The sequence below is a fragment of the Rhodovulum adriaticum genome, from assembly GCF_004345735.1.
GTDB lineage: Bacteria > Pseudomonadota > Alphaproteobacteria > Rhodobacterales > Rhodobacteraceae > Rhodovulum > Rhodovulum adriaticum.
In genome coordinates, this window is the sequence record NZ_SLXL01000010.1 from 94,782 (window position 1) to 114,387 (window position 19,606).

Consider the following 19,606-nt stretch of genomic DNA (forward strand, 5'->3'; position numbering starts at 1 on the left):
CACGCGCTGCGGCATAGGCGTTTGGACATGAAACTATTGTTCCTAGGGGATGTCATGGGCCGGGCGGGCCGCGCGGCGGTCAGCCAGCGGTTGCCGCAATTGCGCGCGGACTGGGGGTTGGATTTCGTTGTGGTCAACGGCGAGAATGCGACCTCGGGCGCGGGGCTCAGCCCCGATCACGCCAAGGCGCTGCTTGCGGCGGGGGCGGATTGCGTCACGCTGGGCGATCATGCCTTTGACCAGAAGGACATGCTGTCCTTTATTGAATCCGAGCCGCGCATCCTGCGGCCGCTGAACTACGCCAAGAGCGCGCCGGGCAAGGGCGCGCGCCTGTTCCAGGCGGCGGGCGGGCGCAAGGTGCTGGTGGCGCAGGTGCTGGGCCAGGTGTTCATGAAGCGGCCCTTCGACGATCCGTTCTCGGCCATGGACCAGGTGTTGCGCGCCCATCCCCTGGGCGGGTTGGCGCAGGCCGCCATCGTGGACGTGCATTGCGAGGCGACCTCGGAAAAGATGGCGATGGGCCATTTCTGCGATGGCCGGGCCAGCCTGGTTGTCGGCACGCATACCCATGTGCCCACCGGGGACGCGCAGATCCTGCCCGGCGGGACCGCGCATCTCAGCGATGCGGGGATGTGCGGCGACTACAACTCGGTGATCGGCATGGACAAGGCCGAACCGCTACGCCGCTTTGTTACCGGCATGTCCAAGGGGCGGTTCACCCCCGCCATGGGCGAGGCCACCCTGTCGGGCGTCTATGTCGAAACCGACGACCGCACCGGCAAGGCAACGCGCATCCGCATGGTGCGCCAGGGCGGCCGGTTGGAGCAGGCCGGACCGTGACGGCCATGTGCGGGACCAAGACCCTGTTGTGCGCGGCCGCGCGGGCGATAGAGTCGCGGTCCGAACAACACGTGAGGCCCCGCAGATGATCCCGCTTCCGCTTTCCGAGACTGGTATGGCGATCCTGTCGCTCGCCGTCGTGGCGGGGATGTTCGTGTTCTTCGTGCGTGAACGCTACCCGGCCGAGGTGATCGCGATTGCAGGGGCGACGGTGATGCTGGTTTTCGGCATCCTGCCCTATGAGGCGGCGCTGAAGGTGCTAGCCAACCCCGCGCCCTGGACCATCGCGGCGATGTTCCTGGTGATGGGGGCGCTGGTGCGCACTGGCGCGCTGGACTGGGTCACCCAGGCGGCCGAGCGCAGCGTGCAGCGCAGCCCGCGCCGGGCGGTGGCCGGGCTGCTGGGGTTCGTCGTGGGCGCCTCGGCGATCGTGTCGAACACGCCGGTCGTGGTGGTGATGATCCCGGTTTTCGTGCAGCTGTCGCGCAGCCTGGGGCTGTCGGCGTCGAAACTGCTGATCCCGCTCAGCTATGCCGCCATCCTGGGGGGAACGCTGACGCTGATCGGCACGTCTACCAACCTGCTGGTCGACGGTGTGGCCCGGGCGCACGGGCTGGCGCCTTTCTCGATCTTCGAGGTCACGCCGCTGGCCATCGTGCTGGTGGCATGGGGCATGCTTTATCTGCGTTTTCTGGGGCCGCGCCTGCTGCCCGATCGCGACAGCATGGCGAACCTGCTGTCCGACAAGTCCAAGATGAAATTCTTCACCGAGGCGGTGATCCCCCCCGACAGCAACCTGATCGGGCGCGAGGTTCTGGGCGTGCAATTGTTCAAGCGCGAGGGCGTCCGCCTGATCGACGTGATCCGGGGCAACGAATCCCTGCGCCGCAACCTTAGGGATGTGGTCCTGCAAGTGGGCGACCGCGTCGTCCTGCGCACCCAGATGACCGAACTGCTGTCCCTGCAGCGCAACAAGAGCCTGCGCCGCGTGGACCAGGTGTCGGCAGTGGAGACCTCGACCGTTGAGGTTCTGATTTCGCCCGGATGCAAGATGATCGGACAGACGCTGGGGTCGCTGCGGCTGCGGCGGAAATACGGGGTCTACGTGCTGGCCGCGCATCGGCGAAACCAGAATATCGGGCAGAAGCTGGATGATCTGGTGGTCAAGGTCGGCGATACCCTGCTGCTGGAGGGCGCAGCCCCCGACATCAAGCGACTGGCCGCCGATATGGGGCTGGTCGATATCTCGCAACCCTCGGGGCAGGCCTATCGCCGGACGCAGGCGCCCATTGCAATCGTGGCGCTGCTGGGGATCGTGGGGCTGGCCGCCTTGGGTGTGGCGCCGATCCTGATGCTGGCGCTGGTGGCGGTTGCGGTCGTCCTGCTGACCCGCTGCGTGGATGCCGAAGAGGCGTTTTCCTTCGTCGACGGGCGCCTTCTGGCGCTGATCTTTTCCATGCTGACCGTGGGTGCGGCGCTGGAACATTCCGGCGCGGTCCGCCTGATCGTCGAGGCCGTGGCGCCGGGGCTGGAGGGGCTGTCGCCCTTCTTTATCGTCTGGGCGATCTATCTGCTGACCTCGGTTCTGACCGAACTGGTGTCGAACAACGCGGTGGCCGTGGTCGTCACCCCGGTCGCCATCGGCCTGGCCCAGGCCTTGGGGATCGACGCACGCCCGCTGGTGGTGGCGGTGATGGTGGCGGCCTCTGCCAGTTTTGCCACGCCCATCGGTTACCAGACCAACATGATGGTGTATGGTCCGGGTGGGTACCGCTTCGTCGATTTCATGCGCACCGGGATTCCGTTGAACCTGAGCGTGGGTGTGCTGGCCTCGGCGTTGATCCCGTTCCTGTGGCCGCTGTGAGGTGATCTGATGCGTGTTCTTGCCTGCCTGAGCCTTGCTGCCCTTGCCGCCTGTGCCCCGCAACAGGGCGGGCAGCCCGAGGCGGTGAAACTGACCCGGGACAGCCTGACGGTCACCCTGTCGGGCGGTGCGCGCTGCGCGGCGTCCCGCGCCGCGGCCACGCCGACGCAAATGGGCTGGGCCGGGCGGCTGGACGATTGCCCCCTGCCGCTGGCCTATGAGGTGCGCCTGCAGGAGGGCACGAACCCGCTGCGCTTCATCGTGCTGGAACTGTTCGAGAGCCTGGGGCAGGCACAGGTCGTCGCCCCGCTGGCCGAGGTGGAGCTGGTCAGCGACAGCGGGCGGCGCTACGCTTTCCGCTCGCCGCCGCGGCTGGGGCCCGGCGACGACTGAGCTGCGGCTAAAGCGGCCAGAACACCAGGATCGCAGGCACCGAGACCGCGACGATCAACAGTTCCAGCGGCAGCCCCATCCGCCAGTAATCGCCAAAGCGATAGCCGCCGGGGCCCAGGATCAGCGTGTTGTTCTTGTGCCCGATGGGCGTGAGGAACGCGCAGGAGGCCGCGACCGCCACCGCCATCAGGAACGGGTCGGGATCGACGCCCAGCCCCTGCGCCATCTGGATGCCTACGGGGGCGGCAACCACCGTGGTCGCGGTGTTGTTAAGCACGTCCGACAGGGTCATCGTCACCACCATCAGCACCGTCAGGATCGCCCAGGCGGGCCATCCCTCGGTCCAGCCGACCAGCGCGTTTGCAATCAGTTGCGTGCCGCCCGAGGCATCCAGCGCCGTGCCCAGAGGGATCATCGAGCCCAGCAGCACCACAACGGGCCATTCGACATGGTCGTAGACCTCGGTCAGCGGCAGAATGCGGAAGAAGAGATAGCCCACGACCACCAGCCCAAGCGCGATGGGCAGGTAAAGCAGCCCGAAACTGGCCGCCATGACGGCCGCCACGAACAGGCCCACCGCCCCCCAGGTCTTGCGCGTATCGGTCACCGCCAGCCCGCGGTCGGCCAGCGTCAGGCAGCCCAGCCAGTCCACCACATCCTGGGCGGTGTCCTCGGGGGTCAGCAGCAGCAGGATGTCGCCGGGGCGGATCTGGGTCTTGCGGATTTGCGTGCGGATCGCCTTGCCCTGACGCGAGATGCCCAGCAGCACCGTGCGCCGCCGCCAACCCAGCCCGATGGATTGGGCCGTCTTGCCGGTGATGCGGGACTGATCTGGCACCACCACCTCGACGATGGACAGGCCCGCGCCCTCGGCACGCAACTGTTTTTCGCGGTCCTTCTCGGCGAAATCCAGGCTGAGGGCGGCGCGAAATTCGTCCAGCGCATCGGGCGTGGCCTCCAGCACCAGCGCATCGCCCGCGCGCAGGGGGGTGGCGCGCTGCGGGCCATAGCGGCGCTTGCCATCCCGAACCAGGCCCAGGATCGCCACGTCGTTCTTTTCCGCCTGTTCTTCCAGTTCATGCAGACGCTGGCCGATCAGGGCGGAGTCTTCGGGCACGGTCAGTTCCGCGATGTATTGGGCGAATTCCGCCATCGGGTTCTTGGCATGGGTGATGTGTTCGCCCCGCGGGATCAGGCGCCAGCCGATCAGCGCCACGAAGATCAGGCCCGCAATCGCCGCCGTTCCGCCCACGGGGGCAAAGTCGAACATTTGGAACGGTGCGCCCAGGCTGTCCTCGCGGATGCCGGAAATGATGATGTTGGGCGGCGTGCCGATCAGCGTGACCATGCCGCCCAGAATCGTGGCAAAGGCCAGCGGCATCAGCGACAGGCCCGGTGCGCGCCCGGCCTTGCGCGCGGTGGCGATGTCCACGGGCATCAGCAGCGCCAGCGCCGCCACGTTGTTCATAAAGGCCGACAGAACCCCGCCGATGCCGCCCATGATCGCGATATGCGCGCCCAGGCCCCGCGCGCTGTCCACCAGCGTTCGGGTAATCAGGTAGACCGCGCCCGAGCGCACCAGCCCCGCCGAAACGATCAGCACCAGCGCCACGACCAGCGTGGCCGGGTGGCCAAAGCCCGCAAACGCCTCGCTTGCGGGGACGACGCCCAGCACCACCGCGGACAGCAGCGCGGTAAAGGCCACCAGGTCATACCGCCATCGCCCCCACAAAAGCGCGGCGAAGACCGCGCCGAACAGCGCGAAGAGAATGATCTGGTCCTGGGTCATGGGCGCCTCCGTTGCGTGTAGCCAAGCGGATCGGCGCGGCATTTGCAACGGCGCGCGGGCTTGCGGCCCCCGGCGTGGCTGACATATAGAGACCCCCGTCGAGTTCAGCCGTCAAAGAGGGTTCCATGGCAGGCCATTCCAAATGGGCGAATATCCAGCACCGCAAGGGACGCCAGGATGCGGCGCGCTCCAAGCTGTTTTCCAAGCTGTCGAAAGAGATCACCGTCGCCGCCAAGATGGGCGACCCCGACCCTGAAAAGAACCCGCGCCTGCGCCTGGCGGTGAAAGAGGCCAAGTCGAACTCGGTCCCCAAGGACGTGATCGAACGCGCCATCAAAAAGGCCACCGGCGGCGACAGCGAGGATTACGAGGAAATCCGCTATGAGGGCTACGGCCCCGGCGGCGTTGCCGTGATCGTTGAGGCGATGACCGACAACCGCAACCGCACCGCGTCCAACGTGCGTTCGACCTTTACCAAGAATGGCGGGAACCTGGGCGAGACCGGCTCGGTCGCGTTCATGTTCGAACGCAAGGGTGAAATCACTTACCCCGCCGAGGTGGGCGATGCGGACACCGTGATGATGGCCGCGATCGAGGCCGGCGCCGAGGATGTCGAAAGCGGCGAGGACGGGCACACGATCATCTGCGCCGACACCGACCTGAACGAGGTCGCCACCGCGCTGGAGGCCGAACTGGGCGAAAGCGACTCGACCAAGCTGATCTGGCAGCCCTCGACCACGACCGAGCTGGAGCTTGACGGCATGCAGAAGCTGATGAAGCTGGTCGACGCGCTGGAGGATGACGACGACGTGCAGCGCGTCACCACCAATTTCGAGGCCAGCGACGAGGTTCTGGCCCAGCTCTGACCCAGGCCGGGCGAGCTATCGCCCGGCTGCATGGCGGATCGGTGCGGTTGCCCCCTTGCGTCCGCGCCCCGGTTGCGGTCACATCCGCGAATGGCCGACAGGACGGAACCGCAACAGGGGCAGTCGCCCCTTATCGGCATTCTGTGGATGCTGGCGACGGGCTTCAGCTTCGTCGGGGTTCTGGCCTGCGTAAAGACCGTGGGCGAAGGCGTGCCCGCGCCGCAGGCAGCGTTCCTGCGGTTCCTGTTCGGGCTTGTCTTTCTGGCGCCGACGCTGGCGGTTCTGATGCGGGGCGGGCTGTCGCGGGGGACGCTGGCGCTGTATGGCTGGCGCGGGCTGGTCCATGGGGCGGGCGTGATCTGCTGGTTCTATGCAATGACCCGCATTCCCATCGCCGAGGTTACGGCGATGAACTACCTCAACCCGGTTTACGTGACCATCGGGGCGGCGCTGATCTTTGGCGAGCGTCTGGCGCTGCGGCGTATCCTGGCCATCGCGGTGGCCTTTGCCGGTGTGCTGGTGATCCTGCGCCCGGGGTTTCGCGAAATCTCGGACGGGCATATCGCGATGCTGTTCACGGCGCTTTTCTTCGGCGGCTCTTACCTGCTGGCCAAGAAGCTGAGCGAGCAGGACGGGGCCGGCGTGGTTGTCGCGATGATGTCTGTGACGGTGACGCTGGTGCTGGCGCCGTTGGCGCTGGCGGTCTGGGTGCCGCCGACGCTGGCGCAACTGGGCTGGCTGGCCCTTACCGCGCTGTTTGCCACGATGGGCCACTATGCGATGACCCGCGCGTTCCGCGCAGCCCCCCTGACGGTGACCCAGCCGATCACCTTTCTGCAATTGGTTTGGGCGACGTTGCTGGGCTGGCTGGTCTTTGGCGAGCCGGTGGATGTCTGGGTGATACTGGGCGGCGCGATGATCGTGGGCGCGGTGGTGTTCATTTCCTGGCGCGAGGCGGTGCTGCGCCGCCGTGCGGTCACGCCGCCGCCCGAGGCCACGAAGCTGTGAACGCGGCTTGCCGTCGCAGGGCGGGCGGGCTACCTGCCGCCCATGCTGGAAAAGACTGACCTGACGGCCCGCACGGGCCTGCCCGATGCCCTGCGCACGCTGTTGCAGGACCATCCGCGCGACCTGTGGGAAAGCCATGAAAATTTCGATGGCCTGACCCGCTTCTGGATGGAACGGCACATGATGTTCCGCCGCCTGCTGGCCGGGATGACCACCCGGACCGAGGCGTTGCTGGACGGCAATATCGCGCCCGAACGCGCGCGGCACGGCCTGGGGCAGCAGGCACAGATGCTGCTGTCGCAATTGCATGCCCACCACCGGATCGAGGACGTGCACTATTTTCCCCGCCTCTCGGCGCTGGAGCCGGGCCTGCAGCACGGGTTCGAGATTCTGGACCACGATCACCACGCGCTGGACGAAAAGCTGCACGCCCTGGCCGATGCAACGAACCGCCTGCTGCGGGCCGAACCCATCCGCCTGACCGATCGTGCCGGTGCCCTGCACGGGGAACTGGCGGGTTTCAGCCGTTTTCTGGACCGGCATCTGCTGGACGAGGAAGAACTGGTCGTTCCGATCATCCTGAAAAACGGTGCGGAACTGGAAGGTTGACGCGCCGGGGTGATCGGGGGCAGGGGCGCAGCGGGAATGGGCGTTCTGACCTGTGACGACACAGGTTTGCCGAGGATTTCCCGGACCGGGCAGAGCGGGTTCAAACGCTCAAGGAAACCGATGCGCATTTCGCCCGGCTTTTCGGGGGGATCAACAGCGCGGTGCATCGCGTCGAAAGCGATCTTGAGCCGACCGACGATCTGCACCTGAACGAGATGCGCAAGACGCGCATGGTCCTGGACGGCGAGATCGCCGGGCCCTGTCCCAGGGCGCCGGCCTGCCGCTTTCGCCCCCCGCGCGCCGGGGCTCAGTCCTCTTCTGCTGCCGCGGGGGCTTCGCTCGCGTCCTCGGCGGGGCCTTCCACCTCGTTCTGGAAATTCTCGAAGAACTGGTCGGCCAGCTTTTTCGCCGTGCCGTGGATCAGCCGCGAACCGAGCTGGGCCAGCTTGCCGCCCACCTCTGCATGCACGTCATAGGTCAGTTCGGTGCCCTCGGCCACCTCGGCCAGCCGAACATCCGCACGCCCCTTGGCAAAGCCGGCGACGCCGCCCTTGCCCTCGCCCGCGATGGTGTAGCTTTCGGGCGCGACAATGTCCGACACCGCCACCGCCCCCTTGAAGGTGGCCTTTACCGGGCCGACCTTCTGCTTGACCACGGCGTCAAAGCCATCTTCCAGCGTGCCTTCCAGTTCCTGGCATCCGGGGATGCAGCTGCGCAGCGTGTCCGGGTCGGTCAGGTATGCCCAGACGGTTGCGCGGTCGGCCGCGATCATGCGGCTGCCGGTCAGTTCCATGCGTGTCCTCCCAAGTCTCCCTCCCTGTTTTTAGGGTGGGCGGGGCGGACAGGTCAAAACTATTCGGCAACCTCGTAGGGCAGCACGCCGCGCAGATCCGCGTTCACGCTGAGGCGCCGTTCCAGGGGCGGCACCGCGCGCTGGTGGCAATTGCGCCGCTCGCAGATGCGGCAGGAAATTCCGATGGGTTCAAAGGCCGCGGCGTTGTCCAGGTCCAGATCGTCCGTGTAGACCAGCGCGCCCGCGTGCCGCACCTCGCAGCCCAGGCCGATGGCGAAGCGGCGCACCGGCGCGCCCCAGGCGCCGCCCGGTTTGGACACGTCGCGCGCCAGGCAGAAATAGCGCACCCCGTCCGGCGTTTCGGCCAGTTGGCGCAGGAACTGGCCCGGCGTTTCAAAGGCGCGGTGCACGTTCCACAGGGGGCAGGCGCCGCCGTACCGGGCGAATTGCAGCGGTGCGGCGGAATGGCGTTTCGTGATGGTCCCGGCCTGATCCACCCGGACGAAGTAGAAGGGCAACCCCTTGGCGCCGGGCCGTTGCAGGGTGGACAGGCGATGCGCCACCTGCTCGATCGAGGCGCCGAACTGGTCTGCCAGCAATTCCAGATCGTGGCGGGTGGCCTGTGCGGCCTCCAGGAACCGGCTGTAGGGCAAGAGGGCCGCACCGGCGAAATAGTTGGCCATGCCGATCCGGGCGATGGCGCGGGCCTCGGGGCTTTGGAACCGGGCCAGGTCCAGCGTGGCCTCCAGCAGCTTGGCCTGGGTCAGCAGGGCAAGCTGGTGCAACAACTGGAAGCGCCGCGTCGGCCCGCTCAGCCGGTTGGGCAGGGTCAGCGTGCGGCTGCCCTCGTCATACTGGCGCAGGCCGGGGATGTCCGCAAAACGCAGGGTGATCCCGGCGCGTTCCAGCATCTCGGCGGCGCGGATCTCGGGGTCGGGGTTGCCGCCGTCGGGGCGCATGAAATGCTCGGCGGCGTGGTCCACCGCGTCGATGTAGTTGTCGCAGTAATGAAAGAAGTCGCGCACCTCTTCCCAGGGCGAGGGGCTGAGCGCGGCATCCTCGCGGCCCAACGCCTCGTCCAGCGAGGCCAGGCGTTCGTGGCTTTGCCGATAGGCGCGGTGCAATTCCAGAAACGCGCGGGCCAGCGCCGGGGCGTTGGAGGCGGCCAGCCGCAGATCGGCAAGCGGCGGCGCGCTGTCGCCGAAAACCGGGTCGGCCAGCGCCTCGCGCATGTCCGAAACCAGCCGTTCGGCATCCCCCGCCGACAGTTCCGTCACGTCGAACCCGAATTCCGAGGCCAGCGCCAGCAACACCGTCGAGGACACGGGGCGGTTGTTGTTCTCCATCTGGTTGAGATAGGGCAGCGACACGCCCAGCTTGGCGGCAAAGGCCTTTTGCGTCAGCCCCAGCCGCGTTCGCGTTTCGCGTAGTTTCACCCCGGCATAGAGTTTTCGAACCGCCATCATGCGTTCCCGGTTTGCGGATTAGCCGGAAACCTGAGTAGCCTTTGCAAAGCCCGCTCGCAAGCGGTCAGCCCTGCGGCGGGTCGGCGGGCGCGCCCTCGGCCAACGGCCCCTCGCGCAGGTCGATGCGGCGGACATACAGCATTGCCAGCACTGCGCTGAGCGACGTGGCAAGCATGATGCCCAGCAGGGGCCAGGCGCCCGTGCCCGGCGCAAGCAGCGCACCGGCCAGCGCCGACAGGCCCGCGCCGCCGCCGATCATGATCGCGCCGCCCAGCCCGCTGGCTGTGCCGGCCAGATGCGGGCGTACTGACAGCATGCCTGCCGTGGCGTTCGGCATCACCATGCCGTTGCCCAGGCCGACCAGCGCCATCACCCCGAAAAAGGCCAGCGGATGCGTGGCGCCCAGGGCGAAGAACGCCATGGAAATCAGCGGTGCCGATCCCGCGATCAGGGTGCCGCGCAGGATCATCCCGTTGATCCCGATCCGGACCGAGTAACGCCCCGAGATGAAATTCCCGGCCATGTAGCCCAGGGCCGCGATCCCGAAATAGAGGCCCAGCACCGCGGGCGACAGGCCGAACACCTCTGTCCCCACGAAGGGGGCGCCGCCCAGATAGGCAAAGAACGCCCCCGAGGCGAAGGACGCCGTCAGCGTATAGCCCCAGAACCGGCGCGAGCGGAACAGCTCGGGGTACTGGCCGAACTGGCCCAGCAGGCTGACCTTGCGCGGGGTCGCGGTTTCGCCGAGATCGGCCCAGGTCAGGGCCAGCACCGCGGCCCCTGACAGAAACAGAAAGCCGAAGCTGGCCCGCCAGCCGAACATCTGGTCCAGCACGCCGCCAATCGTCGGGCCGACCATCGGCACCAGTGCCATGCCCATCGTCACATAGCCGATCATCGACGCCGCCTGCGCATCGGCCACCATGTCGCGCACGACTGCGCGGCTCAGGACCATGCCGGTCACGATGACGGCCTGTGCCATGCGGAACGCCAGGAATACCTGTGCGTTGGGGGCCAGCAAACAGCCCAGCGTCGCCAGCAGGAACAGGCCCAATGACACCAGCAGCACCGGCCGCCGCCCGTACCGGTCAGAGATCGGGCCGATGACCAGTTGCAGGATCGCGTTGACCGCCAGGTACAGCGCCACGGAAAGCTGCATGACCGCGTAATCCGTACCGAACTCCTCTGCCATCATGGGCAGCGAGGGCAGGAAGACGTTCATCGACAGCGCAGCGATGCCCGACAGCAGAACCAGCGTCGCAATATGGGGTGGGGTGGTGCGATCGAGGAAACGCACCCGGGAAGGTGGGGTCATGCATGGCATGTAAGCCAGTGCTGCGCGCTTGTCTATCGGGCCAGTGCAGGGGAGGAGTGTTCGCAAATATTCATTTTGCGACAGCGGTCCGGAGAAATATTTGCAAATATTCCGAAAGGTTCTTTTATGTCGTGCAGGCCCCCGTTAGGTTGCCGCAAATTTCCGCGAGGGACCAGCACCGATGAAGGACATCCTGCAAGAGCTCGAACGCCGCCGCGACATTGCCCGACTGGGGGGTGGCGAGAAACGTATCGAGAGCCAGCACGCCAAGGGCAAGCTGACCGCGCGCGAGCGCATCGACCTGCTGCTTGACGAGGGCAGCTTCGAAGAGTTCGACATGTTCATGGCCCATCGGTGTACCGATTTCGGGATGGAGGAAAACCGACCCTACGGCGACGGCGTCGTGACCGGCTGGGGGACGATCAATGGCCGTCAGGTCTATGTCTTTTCCCAGGATTTCACGGTCCTTGGCGGGTCGGTGTCCAACACCCACGCGCAGAAGATCTGCAAGATCATGGACATGGCGATGCAGAACGGCGCCCCTGTGATCGGCATCAACGACTCGGGCGGTGCGCGCATTCAGGAAGGTGTGGACAGCCTTGCCGGCTATGGCGAGGTGTTCCAGCGCAATATCGAGGCCTCTGGCGTGGTGCCGCAGATCAGCGTCATCATGGGGCCGTGTGCGGGCGGCGCGGTCTACAGCCCGGCGATGACCGATTTCATCTTCATGGTGCGGGATTCGTCCTACATGTTCGTCACCGGCCCCGATGTGGTGAAAACAGTGACCAACGAACAGGTCACCGCCGAGGAACTGGGCGGCGCCTCTACCCATACCAAGAAAAGCTCGGTCGCCGATGCGGCCTTTGAAAACGATGTCGAGGCGCTTTACGAGGTGCGGCGGCTGGTTGATTTCCTGCCGCTGAACAACCGCGAAAAGCCGCCCGTTCGCCCCTTCTTCGACGATCCCGACCGGGTGGATGCCAGCCTGGATACGCTGGTGCCGGACAACCCGAACGTGCCCTACGACATGAAGGAACTGATCGTGAAAATCGCCGACGAGGGCGATTTCTACGAGATCCAGGAAGATTTCGCCAAGAACATCATCACCGGCTTCTTCCGGCTGGAGGGTCAGACCGTGGGTGTCGTCGCCAACCAGCCGATGGTGCTGGCCGGGGTTCTGGACATCGACAGCGCGCGCAAGGCGGCCCGCTTCGTCCGCTTCTGCGATGCCTTTGAAATTCCGATCCTTACGCTGGTGGATGTGCCCGGCTTCCTGCCCGGGACCAAGCAGGAATATGACGGCGTCATCAAGCATGGCGCGAAACTGCTGTTCGCCTATGGCGAGGCCACCGTGCCCAAGGTGACGGTCATCACCCGCAAGGCCTATGGCGGCGCCTACGTGGTGATGAGTTCCAAGCATCTGCGCGGCGACATCAACTATGCCTGGCCGACCTCGGAAATCGCGGTGATGGGCGCCAAGGGCGCGACTGAAATCCTGTACCGTTCCGAACTGGGCGACGCGGACAAGATCGCCGCGCGCACCAAGGAATACGAGGATGCCTTTGCCAACCCCTTCGTCGCGGCCGAGCGTGGCTTTATCGACGAGGTGATCCAGCCGCGCAGCACGCGCCGCCGTGTCAGCCGGGCCTTTGCCGCGCTTCGCAACAAGAAGCGCCAGATGCCCTGGAAGAAGCACGACAATATCCCGCTCTGAGCGATGGCGCGACGGGGCTGGCATATCCTGCGCGAACCGGGCGCATTGACGCTGGCACGCCACTTGCCGGTGCGCCTTGACCTGTGCGCCCGCGCGGGGTTTCCCGCCGCGCGCAAGGGGCGTCTGGCGCAGCAGATCCGCCAGGACATGTGGCGGGCGTTGCAGGATCTGCGCGGCTTTTCCCCGGTGGTGCGGGTCGAAGAAGCAAAGACCGGCCTGACCGTCACCGCCGGCGGGCGCGCGGCGCAGCCATTTCCCCGCGCCCGCGCCGAGGCGCGCATCGCCGCGTTGCTGGCCAGCCCGGCCCATCGCGCCCGCTGGCTGGCCCACGCCAGATTGCCGGGGGACGCATGAGCCCGCTGTTCCACATGATCCAGGGCGGCCCGCGCCCCGTCGCGCCGTTTTCCCACGCGGTGGAGGCCGATGGCTGGGTGATGCTGACCGGACAGATGCCCACCGATCCGGCGGCGCCCGATGCCCCCTTGCCGCAGGGCATCGCCGCGCAGACCCGGCGGGTGATGCAAAACCTCGGGATCGTTCTGAACGGCGTCGGGCTGGATCTGTCCCATATCGTCCAGTGCCGCTGTTACCTGACCGAATTCGACCGCGACTACGCCGTCTTCAACGACACCTATGCCGGATTTTTCCCCGCAGATCGCCGCCCTGCGCGGACCACCATCGGGGTGACCGGGCTGGCGGTTGGCGCGCTGGTTGAGGTCGACGCCCTCGCGCGGAGGCCGGTTTCATGAATCGGCCGCTGTTTCCATCCTCCGGGCCGGGCAAAGCCCGTTTTTGGCGGGGCGCGACGTTTCCCAAGATGCGACAATATCTTGCCGGGAGAAGCTTATCCGCCTCCCGCGATGCGTTTTTTCCGCCACATGGCCTGTTTGGGGGGCATGAAACGCGTGCAAAACCAAAACCTTTCGGTATCATCGCGGAAGGTTACGTGTTTGTGACCTGTACCTTGATCGGGGTGGGGCCAGCCCCCACCCGCAACAGTAACAGGAGCTTCGGATGTCCAAGAGCATCAAAACCCTTCTGGCCGTGTCCCTCGTCGCCTTCGTGGCGGCTTGCGCCCAGCAGGAAGAAGTTGTGTACGTCGAGCCCGAGCCGATCCCGGCCGAGCCGACCTACAACAAGTACTGATCGGGATAAGGGGCGGGTTCGTCCCGCCCCGTCCCTTCCGCACGTCCCGGCCCGGGGAGGTGCGGCATGCTGAAACATCGCGGTTTTCCCAGCCGCCTGCCGGGCACGGATTTCCAGTTCACCATTCGCCGCGCGAACAAGGCCGGTGCAACGCGCCTGACCGCGCGTGAACGCTATGCCGACCGCCGGCCGGCCGACCGACGGGCCGATGCAGCGTTCTTGGCGGCGCTGTGGGATTATTTCGGCGAGGCGCCGTTCGAGCGGGGAAACCTGGATGCCGGGCGTCTGTCCTGGCTTTTCGGCCGCGAGGTCGTGCCGGCCGAGGATCCCTTCGATCCCGAAAGCTATGAGGCGCTGTTGCGGATCGACCTGCCCCGTGCCCGCGCGGCGTTCCCGGATGCCTTTGACGGGGGGGGCTGGGAATGACCGGCTGCACCCTGTCTTGCCCCAATGCGACCGGCCCCCGCCGGTGGTGGAAAACCGCCGATCGCGGCCCTATGGGCTATTCCCTGGCCGGGTCTGCCGCGCTATCCTTTGGATGTTCGAACAACTCCCAAGGAGGCAGGGAAAAATGGGTGGTATCAAGCTTTTTGCCGCGTGCGCCGCGCTGGCGGTTCTCGCGGGCTGCATGTCCAACGACGGCGAGCGGGCGCTTGCCGGTGCCGTTGGCGGTGCGGTCGTGGCCGACGCACTGGGCGGCAATGTCGCGGCCGGTGCAGCGGCCGGTGCCGCTGCGGGCGCGCTGTGCGACGACGCGGGCGTGTGCAACTGATCTGATCGCGGGGGCCTTCGGGGCCGACGCGACCGTTTGTGACAGGGTCATCGGGGCAGTACGCCCCGGTGGCCCTTTGTTTTGTCAGCGCCGGGGCGGGGACGCCCGGGCGGAACGCTGGAAGGGACGGACATGTTCGACAAGATCCTGATCGCGAACCGGGGCGAGATCGCCTGCCGGGTCATCAAGACCGCCCGCAAGATGGGCATCCAGACGGTGGCCGTCTATTCGGACGCGGACAAGCATGCGCTGCATGTGCAGATGGCCGATGAGGCGATCCATATCGGCCCGCCGCCCGCGAACCAGTCCTATATCGTGATCGACAAGGTCATGGCCGCGATCCGGGAAAGCGGCGCGCAGGCGGTGCATCCGGGCTATGGCTTCCTGTCGGAAAACAAACTGTTCGCCGAGGCGCTGGAGAAGGCCGAAGTGGCCTTCATCGGCCCGCCCGCGAACGCGATCGAGGCGATGGGCGACAAGATCACCTCGAAGAAGATCGCGCAGGAGGCCGGCGTTTCCACCGTGCCCGGCTATATGGGCCTGATCGAGGATGCCGACGAGGCGGTGAAGATCAGCCAGGAAATCGGCTATCCGGTGATGATCAAGGCCAGCGCGGGCGGCGGCGGCAAGGGCATGCGTATCGCCTGGAATGACGAAGAGGCGCGCGAGGGCTTTCAGTCGTCCAAGAACGAGGCGGCCAACAGCTTTGGCGACGACCGGATCTTCATCGAGAAATTCGTGACGCAGCCGCGCCATATCGAAATTCAGGTGCTGGCCGACAAGCACGGCAACTGCATCTATCTGGGCGAACGGGAATGCTCGATCCAGCGGCGCAACCAGAAGGTCATCGAAGAGGCGCCCAGCCCCTTCCTGGACGAGGCAACCCGCAAGGCGATGGGCGAACAGGCCTGCGCCCTGGCGCAGGCGGTGGGCTATGCCAGCGCAGGGACGGTGGAATTCATCGTCGATGGCGACAAGAATTTCTACTTCCTGGAAATGAACACGCGGCTTCAGGTGGAACACCCCGTCACCGAGCTGATTACCGGCATCGACCTGGTGGAACAGATGATCCGTGTCGCCAACGGCGAGGCGCTGTCGATCACCCAGGACGACGTGAAACTGAACGGTTGGGCGATGGAAAGCCGCCTTTATGCCGAAGATCCCTACCGCAACTTCTTGCCCTCCATCGGGCGGCTGACGCGCTATCGTCCGCCCGCGGAATCGGCCCATGACGCGGCCGTGGTCCGCAACGATACCGGCGTCTACGAAGGCGGCGAGATCAGCATGTATTACGACCCGATGATCGCCAAGCTGTGCACCTGGGCCCCGACCCGGGCGGGCGCGATCGAAGAGATGCGCACCGCGCTGGATGCCTTCGAGGTGGAGGGGATCGGCCACAACCTGCCCTTCCTGTCGGCGGTGATGGATCATCCCAAGTTCTGCGCGGGCGAGATGACCACCGCCTTCATCGCCGAGGAATATCCCGAAGGCTTTGACGGTGTGACGCTGCCCGAGCCGCAATTGCGCCGCGTCGCGGCGGCGGCGGCGGCGATGTATCGCGTCGCGGAAATTCGGCGGGCGCGCATTTCGGGTCGGATGGACAACCACGAACGCACCGTGGGCAAGGATTGGGTCGTGGTCGCCCAGGGCCAGCGCTTTGCGCTGAGCATCGAGGCCGACCGGGACGGGTCGACCGTGACCTTTGCCGAGGGCGATACCCATCGGGTGACCTCGGACTGGACGCCCGGGCAATCGCTGGCCCGGATCGAGATCGACGCAGAGCCGCTGGTGCTGAAGGTCGGCAAGGCGGCGAACGGCTATCGCATCCGTACCCGCGGCGCCGACATGAAGGTGGCGGTCTACACCCCGCGCCAGGCCGAGCTGGCCGCGCTGATGCCCGAAAAGCTGCCGCCGGATACCTCGAAACTGCTGCTCTGCCCGATGCCCGGCCTGATCGTGAAGATCGATGTGGAAGAGGGGCAGGAGGTGCAGGAAGGCCAGGCCCTGTGCACGGTCGAGGCGATGAAGATGGAAAACATCCTGCGTGCCGAACGCCGGGGCGTCGTGACCAAGATCAATGCTGGCCCCGGCGACAGCCTGGCCGTGGACGACGTGATCATGGAGTTCGAATGACCCGCACGGCCACCCATGCCCTGCCGCGCCATGCGCGCGACCGGCGCGGGTGGCCGGCCGGTTACTGTCCGTCGCGGATTTCCTGCTGGCGCAGGGGCATCTTGTCGATGGACCGGCTGAGTTCGCGCACGTCCCACGGGAAGGGCTTGCGCAGTTTCACGCCGCCATCCTTGCCGATGAGCACCAGCATAAAGCCGCGCGGGCGCAGTTTCGTGCGCAGGGCGCTGCGGGCGGACGGGTCGGTGTCGACGATCACCACCACGTCGCGGGCCGTCAGTTCGTCCATGCGGTCCAGCAGCAGTTCCATCTGCTCGCGGTATCGCGGGTCTGCGGGGCTGTCGGCGAAAACGACCACGGGCCGCGCCAGCCAGTGGAAATCCTCGATCGCGATCCCCTCGGCCTGTAGGACCGCTGTAGGGTCCTGCTGCCAGCGGGCCAGCGGCGTGGCGTCCTCTACCGCGTGGGCAGCCGGGGCGAATGCCGTCAGCACGGCCAGCGCAAGCGAAACAAGACGTGTGTTCATGATGCCTCCTGTCGAGCCAGATATAGGCGCAGGCGGAAAGAAAGCGAAGGCTAACCCTGCGCAAGACGCAGGGCCGCAGCAAGAAGGAACGATCCGATGACGGACAAGACAGATCGCTGGGCCAAGATGGCCGAGAAAGAGCTACGCGGGCGCAGCTTGGACGAGCTGACCTGGAACACCCCCGAGGGCATTCCGGTCAAGCCGCTTTACACGGAAGAGGACACGCAGGATCTGGAACATATGGGCTCCGTCCCTGGCGAAGCGCCCTTTACCCGCGGTCCCAAGGCCACGATGTATGCCGGGCGCCCCTGGACGATCCGGCAATATGCGGGCTTTTCCACCGCCGAGGAATCGAACGCCTTTTACCGCAAGGCGCTGGCCGCCGGTCAGCAGGGTGTTTCGGTCGCCTTCGACCTGGCGACCCACCGCGGCTATGACAGCGACCACCCGCGCGTGGTCGGCGATGTCGGCAAGGCGGGCGTGGCCATCGACAGCGTCGAGGACATGAAGATCCTGTTCGATGGTATCCCGCTGGGCGATATCTCGGTCTCGATGACGATGAACGGCGCCGTGATCCCGATCCTCGCGAATTTTATCGTCGCGGGCGAGGAACAGGGCGTCGAGCGCAAGCAACTGTCGGGCACCATTCAGAACGACATTCTGAAAGAGTTCATGGTGCGCAACACCTATATCTATCCGCCCGAACCCTCGATGCGGATCATTTCGGACATCATCGAGTTCACCTCGACCGACATGCCGCGCTTCAACTCGATCTCGATCTCCGGCTATCACATGCAAGAGGCCGGGGCGAACCTGGTGCAGGAGCTGGCGTTTACGCTGGCCGACGGCAAGGAATACGTGAAGGCGGCGCTGTCGCGCGGGCTGGACGTGGATGCCTTTGCCGGGCGGCTGTCGTTCTTCTTTGCCATCGGCACCAACTTCTTCATGGAAATCGCCAAGCTGCGCGCCGCGCGTTTCCTGTGGCACCGCATCATGTCCGAGTTCGAGCCGAAGAACCCCAAATCGCTGATGCTGCGCACGCACTGCCAGACCAGCGGTGTCAGCCTTGCCGAACAGGACCCCTACAACAACATCATCCGCACCGCCTATGAGGCGATGAGCGCCGTGCTGGGCGGCACCCAGTCGCTGCACACCAACGCCTTTGACGAGGCGATCGCCCTGCCGACCGAGTTTTCCGCCCGGATCGCGCGCAACACCCAGCTGATCCTGCAGAATGAAACCAAGGTGACCAAGGTCGTCGATCCGCTGGCGGGTTCCTACTACGTCGAGAAGCTGACCGCCGATCTGGCCGATGCCGCCTGGGCGATCATCGAGGAAATCGACGAGATGGGCGGCATGACCAAGGCCGTGGCCACCGGCATGCCCAAGCTGCGCATCGAAGAGGCCGCCGCGAAATGGCAGGCGCGCGTCGACCGCGCCGAAGAGGTGATCGTCGGCGTCAACAAGTTCCGGCTGGAAAAAGAGGACGATCTCGACATCCTGGACATCGACAACGTCAAGGTGCGCGAGTCCCAGATCGCCCGGCTGGAAAAGATCCGCGCCACCCGCGACCAGGCCGCCTGCGACAAGGCGTTGGCCGATCTGGAGGCGGCGGCCGAAAGCGGCGAAGGCAACCTGCTGCGCCTCGCGGTGGAAGCCGCCCGTGCGCGCGCATCCGTTGGAGAGATCAGCATGGCAATGGAAAAGGTGTTCGGACGCCACAGTGCCGATGTGCGCACCCTGTCGGGTGTCTATGGCGCGGCCTATGAGGGCGATGACGGCTTTGCCGCGATCCAGAAATCGGTTGAGGATTTTGCTGAAGTCGAAGGCCGCCGCCCGCGGATGCTGGTGGTCAAGATGGGCCAGGACGGGCACGATCGGGGCGCCAAGGTGATCGCCACGGCCTTTGCCGATATCGGGTTCGACGTGGATGTGGGGCAGCTGTTCCAGACCCCCGAAGAGGCCGCGCAGGACGCCATCGACAGCGACGTGCATGTCGTTGGGATTTCCTCGCTGGCCGCCGGGCACAAGACGCTGGCGCCCAAGCTGATTGAGGCGCTGAAGGCCCAGGGCGCCGAGGATATCATCGTGATCTGCGGCGGCGTGATCCCGCAGCAGGATTACGAGTTCCTGTATAACGCCGGGGTCAAGGCGATCTTTGGGCCGGGCACCAACATCCCGACTGCGGCGCAGAACATCCTGCGTCTGATCCGCGAAGCGCGCGGGTAGGCGCGGCGACGCCTATTGCGATCGGGCCGGCTTGGCTTGCCAAGCCGGCCCGGGGGGGGGGGGGGGGGGGGGGGGGGGGGGGGGGGGGGGGGGGGGGGGGGGGGGGGGGGGGGGGGGGGGGGGGGGGGGGGGGGGGGGGGGGGGGG

General features: G+C 66.2%; 19 protein-coding genes. 14 read left to right on the top strand and 5 right to left on the bottom strand.

Annotated features, from left to right (window positions below):
* Positions 1 to 27 precede the first annotated feature (27 nt).
* The 3 genes from EV656_RS12705 to EV656_RS12715 all read left to right on the top strand — a co-directional run bounded on the left by EV656_RS12705 (position 28) and on the right by EV656_RS12715 (position 3,097).
* Positions 28 to 840: a TIGR00282 family metallophosphoesterase gene (locus EV656_RS12705; protein ID WP_132604684.1), complete on the top strand. Its 813-nt coding sequence runs from the start codon at positions 28 to 30 to the stop codon at positions 838 to 840.
* An 85-nt stretch (positions 841 to 925) separates the two neighbouring features.
* Positions 926 to 2,704, top strand: coding sequence for an SLC13 family permease (locus tag EV656_RS12710; RefSeq protein ID WP_242468982.1), 1,779 nt, complete (start codon positions 926 to 928; stop codon positions 2,702 to 2,704).
* Positions 2,705 to 2,713: 9 nt separating this feature from the next.
* Positions 2,714 to 3,097 carry a hypothetical protein gene (locus EV656_RS12715; protein ID WP_132604688.1) on the top strand — a complete coding sequence of 128 codons (384 nt, stop codon included), beginning with the start codon at positions 2,714 to 2,716 and terminating at the stop codon, positions 3,095 to 3,097.
* Positions 3,098 to 3,104: 7 nt separating this feature from the next.
* On the opposite strand, the gene EV656_RS12720 is transcribed toward EV656_RS12715, so the two are convergent.
* Positions 3,105 to 4,886: an SLC13 family permease gene (locus tag EV656_RS12720; protein WP_132604690.1), complete on the bottom strand. Its 1,782-nt coding sequence runs from the start codon at positions 4,884 to 4,886 to the stop codon at positions 3,105 to 3,107.
* Between the two features lie 125 nt (positions 4,887 to 5,011).
* Here EV656_RS12720 and EV656_RS12725 point away from each other — a divergent pair, with 125 nt between their 5' ends.
* From EV656_RS12725 to EV656_RS12735, 3 genes are all read left to right on the top strand, one after another.
* A complete protein-coding gene (locus EV656_RS12725) occupies positions 5,012 to 5,752 on the top strand; it encodes a YebC/PmpR family DNA-binding transcriptional regulator (RefSeq protein ID WP_132604692.1) in 741 nt (246 codons plus the stop codon).
* A gap of 90 nt (positions 5,753 to 5,842) precedes the next feature.
* Entirely contained in the window at positions 5,843 to 6,760 is a 918-nt protein-coding gene (locus tag EV656_RS12730; protein WP_242468981.1) for a DMT family transporter, read from the top strand.
* A gap of 42 nt (positions 6,761 to 6,802) precedes the next feature.
* Positions 6,803 to 7,369, top strand: coding sequence for a hemerythrin domain-containing protein (locus EV656_RS12735; protein ID WP_132604694.1), 567 nt, complete (start codon positions 6,803 to 6,805; stop codon positions 7,367 to 7,369).
* A gap of 307 nt (positions 7,370 to 7,676) precedes the next feature.
* On the opposite strand, the gene EV656_RS12745 is transcribed toward EV656_RS12735, so the two are convergent.
* From EV656_RS12745 to EV656_RS12755, 3 genes are all read right to left on the bottom strand, one after another.
* Complete coding sequence (locus EV656_RS12745; protein WP_132604696.1) at positions 7,677 to 8,162, bottom strand: SRPBCC family protein; 486 nt, start codon at positions 8,160 to 8,162, stop codon at positions 7,677 to 7,679.
* A gap of 59 nt (positions 8,163 to 8,221) precedes the next feature.
* Entirely contained in the window at positions 8,222 to 9,625 is a 1,404-nt protein-coding gene (locus EV656_RS12750; RefSeq protein WP_132604728.1) for a helix-turn-helix domain-containing protein, read from the bottom strand.
* A gap of 67 nt (positions 9,626 to 9,692) precedes the next feature.
* A complete protein-coding gene (locus tag EV656_RS12755; protein WP_132604698.1) occupies positions 9,693 to 10,943 on the bottom strand; it encodes a multidrug effflux MFS transporter in 1,251 nt (416 codons plus the stop codon).
* A 181-nt stretch (positions 10,944 to 11,124) separates the two neighbouring features.
* On the opposite strand from EV656_RS12755, the gene EV656_RS12760 reads away from it, so the two are divergent.
* The 7 genes from EV656_RS12760 to EV656_RS12785 all read left to right on the top strand — a co-directional run bounded on the left by EV656_RS12760 (position 11,125) and on the right by EV656_RS12785 (position 16,708).
* Complete coding sequence (locus EV656_RS12760) at positions 11,125 to 12,657, top strand: acyl-CoA carboxylase subunit beta (protein ID WP_132604700.1); 1,533 nt, start codon at positions 11,125 to 11,127, stop codon at positions 12,655 to 12,657.
* A 3-nt stretch (positions 12,658 to 12,660) separates the two neighbouring features.
* A complete protein-coding gene (locus EV656_RS12765) occupies positions 12,661 to 13,011 on the top strand; it encodes a hypothetical protein (RefSeq protein WP_132604702.1) in 351 nt (116 codons plus the stop codon).
* Positions 13,008 to 13,406 carry a RidA family protein gene (locus EV656_RS12770; RefSeq protein ID WP_207287041.1) on the top strand — a complete coding sequence of 133 codons (399 nt, stop codon included), beginning with the start codon at positions 13,008 to 13,010 and terminating at the stop codon, positions 13,404 to 13,406. The genes EV656_RS12765 and EV656_RS12770 overlap by 4 nt, the downstream gene beginning before the upstream one ends.
* A 265-nt stretch (positions 13,407 to 13,671) precedes the next feature.
* A complete protein-coding gene (locus tag EV656_RS16895; protein WP_274610533.1) occupies positions 13,672 to 13,803 on the top strand; it encodes a hypothetical protein in 132 nt (43 codons plus the stop codon).
* A gap of 66 nt (positions 13,804 to 13,869) precedes the next feature.
* A complete protein-coding gene (locus tag EV656_RS12775; RefSeq protein ID WP_132604704.1) occupies positions 13,870 to 14,229 on the top strand; it encodes a hypothetical protein in 360 nt (119 codons plus the stop codon).
* A gap of 145 nt (positions 14,230 to 14,374) precedes the next feature.
* Complete coding sequence (locus EV656_RS12780; protein ID WP_132604706.1) at positions 14,375 to 14,575, top strand: hypothetical protein; 201 nt, start codon at positions 14,375 to 14,377, stop codon at positions 14,573 to 14,575.
* A 132-nt stretch (positions 14,576 to 14,707) separates the two neighbouring features.
* The gene (locus EV656_RS12785; protein ID WP_132604708.1) at positions 14,708 to 16,708 is read left to right on the top strand and encodes an acetyl-CoA carboxylase biotin carboxylase subunit; all 2,001 of its coding nucleotides are present in this window, start codon (positions 14,708 to 14,710) and stop codon (positions 16,706 to 16,708) included.
* A gap of 61 nt (positions 16,709 to 16,769) precedes the next feature.
* Here EV656_RS12785 and EV656_RS12790 read toward each other — a convergent pair whose 3' ends face one another.
* Positions 16,770 to 17,231 carry a DUF4174 domain-containing protein gene (locus tag EV656_RS12790; RefSeq protein WP_132604710.1) on the bottom strand — a complete coding sequence of 154 codons (462 nt, stop codon included), beginning with the start codon at positions 17,229 to 17,231 and terminating at the stop codon, positions 16,770 to 16,772.
* A gap of 96 nt (positions 17,232 to 17,327) precedes the next feature.
* Here EV656_RS12790 and scpA point away from each other — a divergent pair, with 96 nt between their 5' ends.
* On the top strand, positions 17,328 to 19,460 hold the full coding sequence (gene scpA / locus EV656_RS12795; protein WP_132604712.1) for a methylmalonyl-CoA mutase: 2,133 nt from the start codon (positions 17,328 to 17,330) through the stop codon (positions 19,458 to 19,460).
* The last annotated feature ends 146 nt before the right edge of the window (positions 19,461 to 19,606 follow it).